This window comes from Methanobrevibacter cuticularis (assembly GCF_001639285.1).
GTDB lineage: Archaea > Methanobacteriota > Methanobacteria > Methanobacteriales > Methanobacteriaceae > Methanobaculum > Methanobaculum cuticulare.
In genome coordinates, this window is record NZ_LWMW01000168.1 from 1 (window position 1) to 3,169 (window position 3,169).

At 30.5% G+C, this 3,169-nt stretch carries 1 protein-coding gene; it reads right to left on the reverse strand.

What is annotated here, in order from left to right:
• On the reverse strand, positions 1-2,682 hold a 2,682-nt coding region (locus MBCUT_RS10210), incomplete at its 3' end, for a right-handed parallel beta-helix repeat-containing protein (protein ID WP_084270822.1).
• Positions 2,683-3,169 lie beyond the last annotated feature (487 nt).

Consider the following 3,169-nt stretch of genomic DNA (forward strand, 5'->3'; position numbering starts at 1 on the left):
AACAACAGTTAATGCAGTACTAGTTTCATAAGTTGCAGTGTTGTTTTCAAAAGTACAATTATCAATCAAATTAACACTATCAGTTCCATTTAGATATGCATCACCATAATTAGTTGCAGTGTTGTTTATGAATACTGAATTTTCGAGAGTATTAGTGGAACCAGTTCCAGTCATAGCTAAAGCACCATAATTATTATTTGCTGTGTTGTTTTCAAAAGTACAATTATCAACCAAATTAACACCATTATCTCCACTTAGATATGCAGCACCATAATTAATATTTGCTTTATTGTTTATGAATACTGAATTTTCGAGAGTATTAGTGGAACCAGTTCCAGTCATAGTTAAAGCACCATAATTATTATTTGCTGTGTTGTTTTTGAATACTGAATTTTCGAGAATATTACGAGAATTAGTTCCAGTCATAGTTAAAGCACCATAATTAGTTGCAGTGTTGTTTTCAAAAGTACAATTATCAACCAAATTAATATTATTATCTACATTTAGATATGCAGCACCATAATTAGTATTTGCTTTATTGTTTATGAATACTGAATTTTCGAGAGTATTACTAGAACCAGTTCCACTCATACCTAAAGCACCATAATTAGTTGCAGTGTTGTTTTCAAAAGTACAATTATCAACCAAATTAACACTATCAGTTCCACTTATATATACAGCACCATAATTAATATTTGCATTGTTGTTTATGAATACTGAATTTTCGAGAGTATTACTAGAACCAGTTCCATACATACCTAAAGCACCATAACTACCATTTGCAGTGTTGTTTTCAAAAGTACAATTATTAACACTACTAGATCCACTTAAATATGCAGCACCATGATTGATATCTGCTTTGTTGTTTATGAATACTGAATTTTCGAGAGTATTACTAGAACCAGTTCCACTCATACCTAAAGCACCATAATTAGTTGCAGCGTTGTTTTCAAAAGTACAATTATCAACCAAATTAACACTACTAGCTCCAGCTATATATGCAGCACCATAATTAGTTGCATTGTTGTTTATGAATACTGAATTTTCGAGAGTATTAACAATTCCACTCATACCTAAAGCACCATAACTATCATTTGCAGTATTGTTTTCAAAAGTACAATTATTAACACTAATAGTTCCACTTAGATATGCAGCACCATAATTAATATTTGCTTTATTGTTTATGAATACTGAATTTTCAAGAGTATTACTAGAACCAGTTCCACTCATACCTAAAGCACCATAATTAGTTGCACTGTTGTTTTCAAAAGTACAATTATTAACACTAATAGTTCCACTTAGATATGCAGCACCATAACTAGTAGTTGCATTGTTGTTTATGAATACTGAATTTTCAAGAGTATTACTAGAACCAGTTCCAATCATACCTAAAGCACCATAATTAGTTGCACTGTTGTTTTCAAAAGTACAATTATTAACACTAATAGTTCCACTTAGATATGCAGCACCATAACTAGTAGTTGCATTGTTGTTTATGAATACTGAATTTTCGAGAGTATTACTAGAACCAGTTCCAATCATACCTAAAGCACCATAATTAGTTGCACTGTTGTTTTCAAAAGTACAATTATCAACCAAATTAACACCATTAGTTCCACTTAGACATACAGCACCATAATTAGTTGCATTGTTGTTTATGAATACTGAATTTTCGAGAGTATTACTAGAACCAGTTCCAATCATATATAAAGCACCATAACCATCATTTGCAGTGTTGTTTTCAAAAGTACAATTATCAACCAAATTAACACCATTATCTCCATTTAGATATACAGCACCATAATTAGTTGCATTGTTGTTTATGAATACTGAATTTTCGAGAGTATTATTGGAACCAGCTCCATTAATACGTAAAGCACCAGAAAAACCATTATTTGCAGTATTGTTTTCAAAAGTACAATTATCAACCAAATTAACACCATTATCTCCATTTAGATATGCAGCACCATAATTAGTACTTGCTTTGTTGTTTATGAATACTGAATTTTCGAGAGTATTACTAGAACCAGTTCCAATCATACGTAAAGCACCACAAACATCATTTGCAGTATTGTTTTCAAAAGTACAATTATCAACCAAATTAACACCATTAGTTCCACTTAGACATACAGCACCATAACTAGTAGTTGCATTGTTGTTTATGAATACTGAATTTTCGACAGTATTACTAGAACCAGTTCCATCCATATAAATTGCTCCACCATTAGTTGCGGTGTTGTTTTCGAATGTGCAGTTAGTTATAGTTAATATTGTGTTAGCTTGATTTGAATAAATTGCACCACCATTATTACTACTGATGTTTCCGTTTATGAAGGTTAGGTTTATTAGTGTTAGGTTGATTCCTGCATTTATTGTGAATGCTCGTCCACTGTTTTCCATGTCGATTATTGCTCCACCTTTGTTCACGGCAGCTATTGTCATATTTTTGTTGATTGTTAGGTCTTTATTATTTGATCCTGAGTATACACCATCTTCTAATAATAGTGTATCTCCAGCTTGAAAGGTACTGCTATCGGTTGCATTGACTTTTATACTGCCTGTAGTGTTATCAATAGTATAGTCTGTTGCGTTTGCTGTGCCGATTAAACAAAAAGCACCCACAGCTATTATTGCAGAAATTATCAAAAATGTTGATAATTTCTTAAATTCATTTTTATACATTATTCACCTCTAATATTTTTATTTAATTAAACTAGTTATTCACGACCCATTAATAGTAATCAATATTCTATTAATCATTTTTAGAATAATCAACACACCATTATGATTATGAATCGTGAAAAAACCTAAAATATGTTGATTCTATACTCTTATTTTATAATATACAAGAACATATCAAACCATATTTTTTACTTAAATATATAATTCATGTACTGCCAGCTATTATTTAAAAACTAAAAAATGTTTAACAATCATCCTACTAACTATACCATTAACAATAAATAAAAAAAAACTTGTTAGTCATCTAAAGAACAGTTAGTATCCTATTAAACTATTAACTTTTAATTACTGGGCAAATATAGTTATAGTAATTACCCATATATAAAGATATCACTTCTACACACCTCAATACCAAAACAAGAAGAAACTAGAAAGCAGATATAATTCCATAGATTGCCCCCCCCCCCCCCAAACACTTTAAAAAAAT